This is a genomic window from Nocardia bovistercoris, from assembly GCF_015674855.1.
Classification (GTDB): Bacteria; Actinomycetota; Actinomycetes; order Mycobacteriales; family Mycobacteriaceae; genus Nocardia; species Nocardia bovistercoris.
Genome location: NZ_JADMLG010000008.1, coordinates 154,376 through 167,458 on the forward strand (window position 1 = coordinate 154,376; position 13,083 = coordinate 167,458).

10 protein-coding genes are annotated in these 13,083 nt (G+C 67.0%); 6 read left to right on the forward strand and 4 right to left on the reverse strand.

Features of this window, described 5'->3' with window-relative positions:
* Window positions 1–6: 6 nt before the first annotated feature.
* The gene (locus IT779_RS20390; RefSeq protein ID WP_196150961.1) at window positions 7–804 is read left to right on the forward strand and encodes a hypothetical protein; all 798 of its coding nucleotides are present in this window, start codon (window positions 7–9) and stop codon (window positions 802–804) included.
* Window positions 805–1,010: 206 nt separating this feature from the next.
* Complete coding sequence (locus tag IT779_RS20395) at window positions 1,011–3,083, forward strand: PhoX family protein (protein WP_196150962.1); 2,073 nt, start codon at window positions 1,011–1,013, stop codon at window positions 3,081–3,083.
* 46 nt (window positions 3,084–3,129) lie between these two features.
* Here IT779_RS20395 and IT779_RS20400 read toward each other — a convergent pair whose 3' ends face one another.
* Together IT779_RS20400 and ggh are read right to left on the reverse strand one after the other, a co-directional pair.
* Window positions 3,130–3,876 (reverse strand): glycoside hydrolase family 25 protein, encoded by a 747-nt coding sequence (locus IT779_RS20400; protein WP_196150963.1) that lies wholly within the window; start codon window positions 3,874–3,876, stop codon window positions 3,130–3,132.
* A 52-nt stretch (window positions 3,877–3,928) separates the two neighbouring features.
* Entirely contained in the window at window positions 3,929–5,266 is a 1,338-nt protein-coding gene (gene ggh / locus IT779_RS20405; protein ID WP_196150964.1) for a glucosylglycerate hydrolase, read from the reverse strand.
* 295 nt (window positions 5,267–5,561) lie between these two features.
* Between ggh and IT779_RS20410 the strand changes: the two genes are divergently transcribed.
* From IT779_RS20410 to IT779_RS20420, 3 genes are all read left to right on the forward strand, one after another.
* Entirely contained in the window at window positions 5,562–6,257 is a 696-nt protein-coding gene (locus tag IT779_RS20410; RefSeq protein ID WP_196150965.1) for an SDR family oxidoreductase, read from the forward strand.
* Window positions 6,258–6,475: 218 nt separating this feature from the next.
* Entirely contained in the window at window positions 6,476–7,258 is a 783-nt protein-coding gene (locus IT779_RS20415) for a polysaccharide deacetylase family protein (RefSeq protein ID WP_196151188.1), read from the forward strand.
* A gap of 39 nt (window positions 7,259–7,297) precedes the next feature.
* Window positions 7,298–7,657: a hypothetical protein gene (locus tag IT779_RS20420; RefSeq protein WP_196150966.1), complete on the forward strand. Its 360-nt coding sequence runs from the start codon at window positions 7,298–7,300 to the stop codon at window positions 7,655–7,657.
* Window positions 7,658–7,859: 202 nt separating this feature from the next.
* Here IT779_RS20420 and leuS read toward each other — a convergent pair whose 3' ends face one another.
* Complete coding sequence (gene leuS, locus IT779_RS20425) at window positions 7,860–10,706, reverse strand: leucine--tRNA ligase (RefSeq protein ID WP_196150967.1); 2,847 nt, start codon at window positions 10,704–10,706, stop codon at window positions 7,860–7,862.
* A gap of 170 nt (window positions 10,707–10,876) precedes the next feature.
* Here leuS and IT779_RS20430 point away from each other — a divergent pair, with 170 nt between their 5' ends.
* Window positions 10,877–11,278 carry an SdpI family protein gene (locus IT779_RS20430; protein ID WP_196150968.1) on the forward strand — a complete coding sequence of 134 codons (402 nt, stop codon included), beginning with the start codon at window positions 10,877–10,879 and terminating at the stop codon, window positions 11,276–11,278.
* Between the two features lie 642 nt (window positions 11,279–11,920).
* Here IT779_RS20430 and IT779_RS20435 read toward each other — a convergent pair.
* Window positions 11,921–13,081: an RDD family protein gene (locus IT779_RS20435; protein ID WP_196150969.1), complete on the reverse strand. Its 1,161-nt coding sequence runs from the start codon at window positions 13,079–13,081 to the stop codon at window positions 11,921–11,923.
* Window positions 13,082–13,083: the final 2 nt, after the last annotated feature.

Below are 13,083 nucleotides of genomic sequence, written 5' to 3' on the forward strand. Positions count from 1 at the left end.
ATCATCATGAAGAACACCGCCCGCGGCCTCGCCGTCGCCTTCGCCGTCTTCGCGTTCGGCTTCTACCTCTGGACCGGCCTCACCTACGAAGACGATTTCTTCCCCGACTACATGGGCTGGATCGGTTGGCAGATGGCGCTGCCGATCATGGCCCTTACCATCGTCCCGATCGTCTTCGCGTTCACCGGCGACGGCATCCTGCAAGCGCTGACCGGCCTGAACAGCGGCGAATTCCGCGGTGGTCAGCTCGGTCTCGGCACCGTGAAGTCGTTCCGGCACACCGGTGTCACCCTCAACGATCAGCCGCAGGTGCGCATCGAGTTCCGCGTCGAGGCCGCCGACGGCAAGGTCTTCGATTCGACGGCGCGCATGGTGGTTCCGCTCACCGAACTCGCCTTGCTCCGCCCCGGCGTGGTGCTCCCGGTGCGCTACCTGCCGGGCCGCTACGACAAGGTCGAGGTCGACCAGTCCGGCAACGGTGCCGAGGCGCAGCGCGTGATGAACGAGTCGATGATTCGCAAGGGTTTCACGACGGCGGCCAAACTCGACATCGCCGAGCGCGGCATCCGGGCGCAGGCGGTGGTGCAGGCGCTGACGGTGCCGGGCGAGATCCGCGACGGACATTCCAAGATCGACCTCGCACTCGTGGTCACCCGCCCCGACGGCACCACCTTCGGCACCCGCGTGCAGAAGTTCCTGCCCCCGACCGCGGTGGGCCACGTGCAGGTCGGCCGGATCGTGCAGGTGCACTATCTGCCCGAGAACGAGATGGAGGTGGTGCTGTCCCTGCCCGTCAATGCGTGACCGTATGAGATACCCGAGTCCGAGAGTCCACGACAGATCACCGCCCGACCCGGCGTCCGAACACCTCCGGACGTCGGGTTTCGCGTGTCGGCACCCTTTCAGTTAACTGAGGGTTACCTAATTGGTCAGTCGTTCACCCGTTTTTCTCCTGCGGATAGTCTGGGGCGTTTAGCGTGCGGCGCGTCAGACCGAATCAGGGAGTCACCGTGATGTCGAAACCTCTCGCTCTCTTCGTGAAGCACGACGGCCAGTCCGGTCGTGCGTCCGTGACCTGTGCCTACAAATGCGGCAACGCGTGCTTCCACGAGGCGCCCAACACTTCGGAGAACACGTACTTCGGCGATATCGTCAGCTCCCTGAACCGGCGCGGCCTGATCAAGGGCGGTGCGGCCGCGGTGCTCGCGGTCGGCGTCGGCGGCGCGCTTGCGGCCTGCGGTGACGACGACGAATCGGGCGCCGCGGTCACCCCCACCTACACCCCCGCGGGCGCCGCGGGCACCGGCACCGACTTCACCGCTGTCGCGCCGAACAAGGAAGACGCGATCGTGATCCCCGACGGCTACCAGCAGTCGGTCGTGATCCGCTGGGGCGACCCGGTTCTCGCCGACGCGCCCGCCTTCGACTTCGAGCGGCAGACCGCCGCGGCGCAGGCCAAGCAGTTCGGCTACAACAACGACTTCGCGGCCCTGCTGCCCATCGAAGGTCAGCCGAATTCCTTCCTGCTCGTGGTCAATCACGAGTACACCACCGGCCCGCACATGTTCCGCGGCTACAACAAGGACGCCCCGACCGACGAGCAGATCGCGATCACCAAGGCCGCGCACGGCCTCACCGTGATCGAGGTCAAGGGCGAACCCGGCAGCGGCAAGCTGACTCCCGTCTTCGGCAAGTACAACCGCCGCATCACCGCCGACACCGAATTCCTGCTCACCGGCCCGGCCGCGGGCGGCATGTTCACCCAGACCGGCGCCGATTCGAGCGGAACCAAGGTCAAGGGCACCTTCGCCAACTGCTCCGGCGGCGTGACCCCTTGGGGCACCGTGCTTTCCGGCGAGGAGAACTTCCACGGTTACTTCGCCAACAGCGACAAGGTCAGCGACCCCACCGGCAAGCCGCGCATCAAGCGCTACGGATTCGCCAAGGGCGCCACCCTGAACCAGTGGGAGCGCACCGACAAGCGTTTCGACATGGCGAGCGAACCCAACGAGCCGAACCGATTCGGCTACGTCGTCGAAATCGACCCGTGGGACCCCACTTCCACGCCGGTGAAACATTCGGCCATGGGCAGGCTCAAGCACGAGGGCGCCACCATCTACGTGACCGAGAACGGCGAGGTCGTCTCCTACACCGGCGACGACGAGCGGTTCGACTACATGTACAAGTTCATCTCCTCGCGCAAGATCAAGGCGGGCACCGGCCAGGCCAGCATGCGCCACAACATGACCATCCTGGACGCGGGCACGCTCTACGTCGCCAAGCTGACCGGCGACCACGCCGACAAGATCGACGGCTCGGGAACCGTACCCTCCGACAAGGGTTTCACCGGCAAGGGCGCCTGGATTCCGTTGCTGGAGACCGGAACCGACGGCAAGGGCAAATCGCTGGTCGACGGCATGTCCGCCGAGGAGGTCGCGGTGTTCACCCGCCTGGCCGCCGACAAGGTCGGCGCGACCAAGATGGACCGCCCCGAGGACTTCGAGGCCAACCCCTACACCGGCAAGGTGTATGTGGCGCTGACCAACAACGACAACCGGGGCAAGGACGACAAGGTCGCCGGGCCCGACGAGGCCAACCCGCGCAAGCTGAACAAGAACGGCCAGATCCTCGAGATCACCGACGACCACGCGGGCACCGACTTCACCTGGTCGCTGCTGCTGGTCTGCGGCGACCCCGCCGCCGCCGACACCTACTTCGCGGGCTACGACAAGACCAAGGTCAGCCCGATCTCCTGCCCGGACAACCTGGCCTTCGACGTCTACGGCAACCTGTGGATCTCCACCGACGGCAACGCGCTCAAGAGCAACGACGGCCTGTTCTCCGTGGTTCTCGACGGCCCGAACCGCGGCCAGACCAAGCAGTTCCTGACGGTCCCGCGCGGCGCCGAGACCTGCGGCCCCATTGTCACCGAGAACCGCGTGATCGTCTGCGTCCAGCATCCGGGCGAAGCCGACGACGCCACCCCCGAAAACCCCCTGTCGCACTGGCCCGAGGGCGGCGCCGCCCAGCCCCGTCCCGCCGTGGCCGTCGTCTGGAAGGCCAACGGCCGCATCGGCGTCTAGCTCGCACCTGGCCGACCGCCACCCGTCGCGGCGGGTGGCGGCAGTGCTAGCCGCTTCCGGTGAGGCCGTAGATGTTCGCGAAACCGGCGAAATCGCCTTGGGCGCCGCTGTAGATGTTGATATCGGTGGGGCCGAATATGCCGGGGATACGGCCGTCGTCGGTGGTCTGCCAGAAGGTCCAGGTCGGCCAGCCGCCGGGAACCTCGGGCCGGTCGTTGCCCCGGTAGTCGGCGATCCACAGCGGGTAGGCGGTGAACTGGTCGGTATCGGCCATCGCCGTCTTCCAGAAGTTCGGATAGGTGTAGACAATCGGCATCCGGCCGGTGAGCGCGCGGACGGTGTTCAGGTAGCGATGGGTCCAGTCGATGAGGGCGCCGGGCGGCAGGCCGCCGGAATGTTCGAGGTCGAGGACGGGCGGCAGGTCGAGCGGGCCGTTCTGGCCGAGCACGGTCGCCGCGTACAGGGCGGCCTGCGGTTCGGGCGGCAGCTGCGGTCGGGCGTAGTGGTAGGTGCCGCGCGCCACCCCGGCGGCCCGCATCAGCACACTGTCCGGCACGAAGTACGGGTTCACGTAGGTCAGGCCCTCGGTGGCCTTCACCATCGCGAACTGGTGTCCGGCGCGGCGCACCGCGAACCAGTCGATCAGCCGTCCGTCGATGTGCTGCCATGACGACACATCCGGTCCGGTCGGCGCGGCCCGCACTGCGCCCGGCGTGGTAGCGGCGAGTATGCCGCAGACCGCTACAGCGGATAACGCAACGACCCGAGTCGATCTCCAGCGAGTGCTATCCATGTTGCACGACGATAGCCAACCGCTTTCAATGCGGCGAAGGCGGGCGTGTGGATCAGCCCAACCAGTCCAGTACCGACGCCGCCGTCCACGACTGCTGCATACTGCCGAGCGGTTCACCGGTGAACGGTTCGTAGTACTCGGCGAAACTGCCGTCGCTGGCCTGGCGCAACCCCTCGGCGCGCAACATGAAAGCCCGCTCCGCCCAGCCGCGCCGCGCGAACACCCACGAGAACAGCCAGCTCATGACCGGCCACACCGGACCGCGCCAGTACTCGCGGGCGCGAAAGTCCTTGGAAACCGGGGAAGTCGAGGGCGGCAGCGCGTAGCGCAGGTCGGGGTGGCCGCAGTAGCGCGGACCCTCGAACAGGCGAAGCAGGCTGCGTTCGGTGTCGCGCGGAAGTCCGCCGCACAGCAGCGGCGCGAACACCGACAGCGTCTCGGTGTTGATCCAACGTTGCAGGCGCACATCGAAATCGCGGGCGGCGCCGGTGCGCGCGTCGGCGGTGGCGACCACGCCCGCGCGGAAGCGGTCGGCCCAACCGTACAGGTCGCGCACATCGGCGTTGGGTTGCTTGTACTCCTCGCCGATATTGGCGAGCACCTCGCAGGCCAGGGTGAAGATCGCGGTGACGAAAACATCCTCCACCGCGAAACTCATGCTCGAGGCGAGCAGATAGTCGTCGTAGCCCGCGCGCCGCATCTGCTCGACCAGCCACAGGTAGCGGTCGTATTCGCGATCACTCGGCCGCTGCGTCGGATCGGAGATGACGACGGTGTCCTCGCGTTTGTAGGGCGGCAGATCGCCCGGCACCACGTTCTCGTAGGCACGGTCCCAGCGCGGCGAATTGTCCATCCCGGATTCCCAGCCGTGATACAGGGTGATCCGGCCGTTCTCCTTGGGATCGCGCGCATGTGCGAGCCAACGGTGCCAGCGCACCAGATCCGGCCAGCGCCGATTCAGGAACTCCTCGGCCACCGCCCTGGTGCTTCGACCGTGCCTGCGCGAGTGGTCGAGGATGCGCTGCACCGCGATCGCGTGCACGGGCGGCTGCGTGATACCGGAAGTGTCGGGGCCCTCCGGGGCGTTGACCGCGAGTTTGCGGCACTCCCACCGCGCCGGGCCGGGAAAATATCCGTCGACACCGTTCGCGAAGACGATGTGCGGGATCATTCCGTTCTTCCACTGCGCGGACAGCAGCGTATCCATTTCGATCACCGCGCGTTCCACGCTCAACGGCGCGAGGCCGACGGCGACGAACGCCGCGTCCCAACTCCACATGTGCGGGTACAACCGGGGCGCGGCACTCGTCATGGTGCCCAAGTCGTTGCCCCGCAGCAGGTAGGCGGCGCGGGCCGCGAGCTGTGTGGGAGTGAACCCCGGATGTGTCATCCCCCTATTCTGCGATGGCACCCGCAGGTACGCCCGCTGAGCGGTGTGTCGCTCGGCCGCCACGCCCGCGTCGTCCGTTTCGACCTCGTGCCACCGGTGTTCGACCGGCAGATATGCGGATCTCACTCGCGCATGCCCCGTCCCGTGGAGATTGTTCCGACTTATGTGTGCATCGCTTCGTGCGCCTTCGGTGTTGCGTATTCGGCGCGGCTGATTGCCGGGCGCTGTGGTTGCCGGTGAGTTGCCGTGTGTCGCGCGTCGCGGTGCGTCGCGAGGTAGCGGTTACGGTTTCCCCATGGACACCGCCGTCACCAGTACGCCGAAACCCGTCGCGTTGATCACCGGCGCGAGCCGAGGACTCGGCGCCGCCATCGCCAGGGAACTCGCGCCGACCCACGACCTGCTGCTCGGCGCGCGGTCGGCGGACTCGCTGCGCCCCATCCTCGACGAACTGCCCGGTGCGACCGGGTGGCCGGTCGAATTGACCGACTACCGCGCGGTCGCCGCGGCGTCCGCGTCCATCGCACGCCTCGATGTGTTGGTGCACAACGCCGGAATCGCCGATCTCGGTACCATCGCCGAATCCAGTGTGGACCAGTGGCGGAACACGTTGGAGGCCAACCTGATCGCGGTCGCGGAGTTGACCAGGGTGTTGCTTCCCGCGCTGCGCGCCGCGGACGGCCATGTGGTGCTGATCAATTCGGGCGCGGGGCTGCGCGCGCACGCCGGGTGGGCCTCGTACGCGGCGAGCAAGTTCGGGCTGCGCGCCTTCGGTGACGCGCTGCGGCTCGAGGAGCAGAGCCTGCGGGTCACCTCGATCCATCCGGGGCGGATCGATACCGATATGCAGCGCGAGATCAGGGCGCACGAGGGACGCGACTACCGGGCCGAGGATTTCCTGACCGCGAGCACCGTCGCGGCCGCCGTGCGCAACGCCGTCGACACGCCGCGCGACGCGCATCCCACCGAGATCGTGCTCCGCCCGTTCTGAGGCCGCCCGCTCCGTGACCTACCGCTGACACCGTTCCCGCTGGTAGGTCCGATTTGTCTCGGTTTGCTCACATGTGCGTGGTGGTTAAGCTGACGGACAGATTCCACCGGTACAGTCCGCTCGTTCACCCCCCACCGACGCGGTTCCCGGTCAGGTGGGACATCAGCTCCGAGCGGAACCCGAAGGTACATATAGTGGAACGACGTCGTTTGTTGTCGATGCTCGCGGCGGGCACCGCCATGGCGTTGACCGGCTGCGCGGTGGCCGAAGGCGACCCCATCAAGAGCGGTTCCGCGGGCGGTGCGCCGCTGACCGAGCCCCAGCCCGTGCCGCCGCCGCGCCCGCGGTTGCCGCCGCCGCCCGGCGGGCCCAAGACACGTATACCGGCCTCGACCATCACCGCGTTGCCGGGCAAGGGTTCGAGCATGGCGCTCACCGTCGACGACGGCGCGAGCCCCGAAGTCGTAGGCGCCTACATCCAATTCGCCAAGGACACCGGCGCCCGCTTCACCTTCTTCGTCACCGCCTACTACGACTCCTGGGCCATCCACCGCGACGCTTTGCGCCCCCTCGTCGACTCCGGCCAGATCCAGCTCGCCAACCACACCTGGGACCACGCCGACCTCACCGCGATCTCGGCGAGCGCCGTCTCCTCCCAACTGGACCGCGCGAAAACCTACCTGCGCAACAACTTCGGCGTCGACGGCACCCCCTACTTCCGCCCGCCCTTCGGCCGCCACAACGCCACCGTCGACCGAGTGGCCGCCGACCTCGGCTACACCGTCCCCGTCATGTGGTACGGCTCCCTCTCCGACTCCGGCGTCATCACCGAGGAATACCTCATAGCCTGCGCCCGAGAGTATTTCAACCCCCAGACCATCGTGATCGGCCACGCCAACGCCCCCGCCGTAACCCACTGCTACGGCCAACTGGTCGACATCATCAAAGAACGCAACCTCTCCCTGGTCACCCTCGACGACGTCCTCCTCCCCCCGACCTGACCCCCGCCCGCGCCGTCTGTTGCGCCCGACGGTTTCCATATGGAAAATAGAGATGTCGCTGTCCCCCTGGGGGCAGAAGTGGGGCCGGGCTACCTGATGGAATCAGGCGCCCGGCTTCCGCGTCTAAGGATCGAACTCCAGCATTTCCACGACGTCATCCAGCGCATCCCAGTGGTCGCCTACGCTATCGAACCACCAAGACAAGGCACCCGCGACGACATCAGCTGCCCACAGTGCCGGATCATCGAGTGGTTTTATCCAGTCGACATGGATCTCCTCACGAAAGCCAGGTTGCCTGCGGAACCCACCGAGGAACTTTCTGTCGTGTTTATCCTGCGCGGGCTGGCGAGACTCGAAGTAGATCTCGGCTACATCCCGAGCGGACAACGCAGGCAGTAGGACCTCCATGCACCGACGTCGTGCCCGCTCGGTCTTGATCTCGGGCGCGTGCAGACACACCGTCGCCGGAGCGGCGTCGGGCGGACTCGTCGATGTAGGCGATGAGCATCGAGGATCGGCAATGCCTTCCGATAGCGCTGGACGGGCGCGTGCCGAGTCGAGTATTACCCGACTCGACACGCACATCTCGTCTTCTCGATTGTCAGGCGACGATGTTCACCAGGCGTCCGGGGACGACGATGAGTTTGCGGGGGGTCGCGCCTTCGAGGATGGCGGCGACCTTCTCATCGGCGAGGGCTGCGGCTTCGATGCTCGGGGTGTCGGCGTCGACGGGGACCTGGATGCGGCTGCGGACCTTGCCGTTGACCTGGATGGGGTACTCCACGGATTCGTCCACCAGCAGAGCCGGGTCGGCGACCGGGAAGGGGCCGTGGGCAAGGGATTCGGTGTGGCCGAGGCGTTCCCAGAGTTCCTCGGCGATGTGCGGGGACAGCGGGGCCAGCATGAGGACCAGGGATTCGACCACGAGGCGGGGGGCGCCGTCGGGGTAGGTCTTGGTCAGGTGGTTGGTGAGTTCGATCAGTTTGGCGCCCGCCGTGTTGTCGCGCAGCGCGGCCAGATCCTCGTCGACGCCGGCGATGGTCTTGTGCAGCAGGCGTTGCGTCTTGTTCGAGGCCACTTCCTCGGTGACCCTCGGCGCGCCCGTCTCCTCGTCCACAACCAGACGCCAGACACGCTGCAGGAAGCGGTGCGCGCCGACGACGTCCTTGGTCGCCCACGGACGCGAGGTGTCGAGCGGGCCCATCGACATCTCGTAGAAGCGGAAGGTGTCGGCGCCGTACAGGTCGCACATCTCGTCGGGGGAGATGGCGTTCTTCAGGGATTTGCCGATCTTGCCGTATTCCTGGAAGACGGTGATCTCGGTTCCGGTGCCGTCGGTCCAGTAGAACGCGCCGTCGCGCTCCACGACCTCGGCGGCGGGCACGTAGGCGCCACGTTCGTCGGTGTAGGCGTGCGCCTGGATGTAGCCCTGGTTGAACAGGCGACGGTACGGCTCGCAGCCGCTCACGTCACCGAGATCGAACAGCACCTTCTGCCAGAACCGCGCGTACAGCAGATGCAGCACCGCGTGTTCGACACCGCCGACGTACAGATCGACGCCGCCGGGATCGGTCGCGCCGTGTTCGGCGGGACGCGGTCCGAGCCAGTAGGTTTCGTTCTCCTTGGCGCAGAACTGGTCGGTGTTGGTCGGGTCGGCGTAGCGCAGCTGATACCAGGAGCTGCCCGCCCAGTTCGGCATGACATTGGTGTCGCGGCGGTACTTCTTCGGCCCGTCGCCGAGATCCAGTTCGACATGGACCCAATCGGTGGCCTTGGCCAGCGGCGGCGACGGCTCGGAATCGGCGTCGTCGGCGTCGAAGGTGACCGGCGCGAAATCGTCGAGTTCCGGAAGCAGCACCGGCAGCATGGATTCCGGCAGCGCGTGCGGCGCACCCTGCTCGTCGTAGACGATGGGGAACGGTTCACCCCAGTACCGCTGCCGGGCGAACAGCCAGTCGCGCAGCTTGTACTGGATGGTGCCGCTGCCGTGGCCGTCCTGTTCGAGCCGGGCGATGACGGTGGCTTTCGCGTCTTCGACCGAAAGTCCGTTCACGTAGTCGGAATTGACGAGTTCACCGTCGCCGCCGTGCGCCGCGACCGTCACGTCGCCGCCGGAGATGACCTCGACGATCGGCAGTCCGAGCGCGGTGGCGAATTCCCAGTCGCGCTGGTCGTGACCGGGCACCGCCATGATCGCGCCGGTGCCGTACCCGATGAGCACGTAGTCGGCGACGAAGACCGGCAGGGCCGCGCCGTTCACCGGGTTGGTCGCGTATACGCCGAGGAAGACGCCGGTCTTCTCCTTGTTCTCCTGGCGTTCCAGATCCGATTTCGCCGCGATGGATGCGCGGTAGGCGGCGATGGCGGCGGCCGGTGTCGCCGCGCCGCCGTTGGTCCAGCGCGGGTCGGTGTCCGACGGCCATGCGGCGGCGGCGAGGGTGTCGACCAGTTCGTGTTCCGGGGCGAGCACCACGTAGGTGGCGCCGAACAGCGTGTCGGGCCGGGTGGTGAAGACCTCGATGGCGCCGCCCTCGGCGGCGAAACTCACCCGCGCGCCACGTGAACGCCCGATCCAGTTGCGCTGCATGGACTTCACGTTCTCCGGCCAGTCGAGCAGGTCGAGATCGTCGACCAGTCGGTCGGAGTAGGCGGTGATGCGCATCATCCACTGCCACAGGCGCTTACGGAACACCGGGAAGTTGCCGCGCTCGCTGCGGCCGTCGGCGGTGACTTCCTCGTTGGACAGCACAGTGCCGAGGCCGGGACACCAGTTGACGACCGAATCCGTCTGGTACACAAGGCGATACGAGTCGATGACGGCGGCGCGTTCGGCGGCCGACATACTCGCCCAGTCCCGGCCGTCCGGTGCGGGCCGCGCGCCGGTGGCGAACTGCTGCTCCAACTCCGAGATCTGCCGTGCCCGACCGAGTTCCAGGTCGTACCAGGCGTTGTAGATGCGCAGGAAGATCCACTGCGTCCAGCGGTAGTACTCGGGATCGGTGGTGGCGAACGAGCGGCGGCGATCGTGCCCGAGACCCAGCCGGTCCAGCTGCCGCTGCATGGTGCGGATATTGGATTCGGTGGTGTCGCGCGGATGGGCGCCGGTCTGCACCGCGTACTGCTCGGCGGGCAGGCCGAACGCGTCGTAGCCGAGCGCGTGCAGCACATTGCGCCCGTTCATCCGGTGGTAGCGGGCGAAGACATCGGTGGCGATGTACCCGAGCGGATGCCCGACGTGCAGGCCCGCGCCGGACGGGTACGGGAACATGTCCTGGACGAAGAGCTTGTCCGGCGGCGTGTCACCGGCCAGCGGTCCGGTGGGGTTGGGCGCGTGGAAGGTGCCGCGCTCCTCCCAGAGGCGCTGCCACCTGCGCTCGATGCGACCCGCGAGCTCGGCGCTGTACCTGTGCTCGGGTCCATCGCTTGCGGTTGCACGAGTGTCCTGCACGGTCCTGCCTTCTTGTTCTCGCCGATTCCCGACAAACTATGTGAACAGGGTAGAACGTCGATGCCCATGCACCGAAAAGGGCCGCGCCGCCCGGCGGGGGCGCGTGACCGAGCGACGGCTGCGAGGGAGGTCACGCGGTCGCCGACCTCTCGGTGCGTTAATCTGCCAGTGTGTTCGCCGTAGCTTTCGTCCTGTTCGCGCTCGCCCTCGTCGCCGTCGCGACCGGCGTGCTCGGGCTCGCGGGCCGGTTGCCGCGCAACCGGTTCGTCGGCGTCCACACCGAGGACGCGCTCAGCACCGACGAAACCTTCCGCATCGCCAACCGGGTCGCGGCGCCCACCAGTGTCGCGGCCGGTTTCCTGCTGTTCGCGGGCGGTCTGATCGCCTTCGCCGCCCCGTGGGCCGTCGCGCTCGGTGTGGCCGCGGCCACCATGGCGATCGCGCTGTGCACTCTCGGCGCGGGCGCGAACGTCGCGGGCCGGGCCATCGCCGCACTCGTGCCGGACCGGACCGGCGGATGCGGTCAGTCCTGCGGCGCCTGCTCCCTGCGCGAGACCTGCGCCCCCAGCTGACCGGCTCATCGGCCGCAGGCGCTCGGCTCGATGCACGTTGTCCCGAAGTGAACCGGATATCCACCCCGCACGCGATCACTCGCTCGATAGGTGTAACCCTGTTGCGGAAGGGGCACTACTGTGACCAGACTCGACGGTGATCCGTCGGTCTGACGGTACGCGCTCGATCCGGGGAGGTAATCGTGGGCGCAGTTGTGGTCATCGTTCTGGCATTCGCGGGGTTCTTCACACTTTTCATCGAACCGATACTCGGGGCGGGACTGCTCGTCATCGCTCTGATGGCCGGGATCGTGGTGTCGAGCCGTCGCGCGTCGAGCCCGTCGCGGCGCAACGCGCGACGGTGGAGCAGCGCCTCGGGCGGGGCGGGCGCGTACGACGCCGGGAGCAGCGGCAGTAGCTGTGGCGGTGGCGGCGGAAGCAGTTGCGGAGGCGGGAGTAGCTGTGGCGGCGGGAGTAGCTGTGGCGGTGGGGGTGGCGGCGGCTGTGGAGGCGGTGGCAGCTGATCGCGCGAATTCACCACGCTCGCTCTCGCGTTCGCGATGAGTAGCGGTTCGGCTGCGGTTCAGGCTGGGTTCAGGCTGTGGTTCAGGCAGCGGTTCCAACCTCGCGACCCGGAACTCCGTTGGGTTCGGTCGCCGCGGATCATGTGGGATCGCGAGGTTTCAGGTCTCGTCGGCGTACGGCCGGGAGGAAGTAGTCTTCCACCTTGTCCGGCCCGGGGGCGTCGGCGTTGCCCGCGAACGAGATCGGCACGGCGACCAGCATGTACAGATCGACCAGCCAAACGGCCAAGAGTTTGCCGAGAGTGGGGTGGGTGCCGTCGTCGGGTCGGATCACGCGCAATCCGAACAGGGCCTTACCCACGGTCGTATGGAAGATCGCCTGGATGACGACGCGGTCCAGGGCCGATGCCGCCAGCCAGAAACCGAGCGCGACAGCCGGATTCAGCCCGATGTGTTTCCAGTCCGATCGGGCGATGGCTTCGGCCGAGAAATCGGGGCTCACGAGCAGCGTGGCTCCGAGCGCGATGCCGAAATGCAGCGTCCAATCGAGGACGAAGGCGAGGACTCGGCGCAGCGTACGAGGTGTGGGATACCTGTCGTCGCCCTTCGCGCCGTGCCGCACCGGTGCCACCGGCGGACCGCCGACGGGTTGCATCGTCACCACGCCGTCTTCGCGTGACAGTTCCCATCGCACCCCGGCGGGCGACGACTCGCGTCGATGGACGTCATCGGTCGCGACATCTTTCCGGAACATGAGTCGCGGCGGCTGTCTGCTCTTGGAGAAGTAGGCGTACCGGAGGTCCCCGCCGCCGGGCCGGGAGATCACCCCGTATTTCGTCGGGTCACCCGCGAACCACACCTCGGAGGTGTCGTGGTCGACCAGCTTTCCGATATCTTTCGACCAAGTGCTCAGAATGAGCGTGGACACCGGCCGACCGTCCCGATCGAGCAGTTCGACCCATTCGTATCGCCCAGCGGTGACATAGTTGATCGGCCAGACGATCCACGGATAGCGCGTGAGCGCCCTCCGCCTTCTACGATTTATCCAGAACAACGTTGTGCCGAATATCAGACCGACTGTCATACCGGCGGCGGCGAAGTTTCTGGCGACGCCGATGGTCGTGGCGAGGGTCGCGGACTCGACTCGATCCCCCACATCGATCAACAGGATGGTCAGCGGTAGACATATCGCACCGAACAGAAGCAGGGTCCAACGGGCCAGAACTCCGTTCCGTGTTGCCGCCCTGGTTTCCGGTCGGGATATCGCCGGAGGCATCCCGACCGCTTTGGCGTACGTCATGC